The following is a 432-nucleotide window of genomic DNA, read 5'->3' on the forward strand; positions in this document are numbered from 1 at the left end:
GCGGTGCTCGACCTGCTGCAGCCTCTCAACGCCGCGCGCATGTTCGTCTCGGCGCTGCGCGGCAAGCTGCACGAAGCCGATGCGCGGCAGATCGCCGACCACGTCGACAATGCGCTGGCGGCGCAGGACGCGATCCTCAACAGCCTGCTGGACATCTCGCGGCTGGAAGCGGGCACGTTGAAGACACAGGTGCAGGATCTGGCGCTGGACCCGCTGCTGCAGACCCTGGCGCGCGAGTTCGGCATCGTCGCCGAAGGCCGCGGCCTGCGCCTGGACTACGTGCCGACCCGCGCCACCGTTCGCAGCGACGCGACCCTGCTGCGGCGCATCCTGCAGAACTTCCTGTCCAACGCGGTGCGCTACACCCCGCGCGGGCGCGTGCTGCTGGGCTACCGCCGCGATGGGGCGCAGTTGCGCATCGAGGTCCACGAC

At 70.4% G+C, this 432-nt stretch carries 1 protein-coding gene; it reads left to right on the top strand.

The window, feature by feature from the left end; translation table 11 throughout:
• Window positions 1-432, top strand: a 432-nt coding sequence (locus tag CSC70_RS14445) for a sensor histidine kinase (RefSeq protein WP_162457239.1), incomplete at both ends; no start/stop codon positions are given.

Origin of the sequence: Pseudoxanthomonas kalamensis DSM 18571, from assembly GCF_010211745.1 — a bacterium.
Classification (GTDB): Bacteria; Pseudomonadota; Gammaproteobacteria; order Xanthomonadales; family Xanthomonadaceae; genus Pseudoxanthomonas_A; species Pseudoxanthomonas_A kalamensis.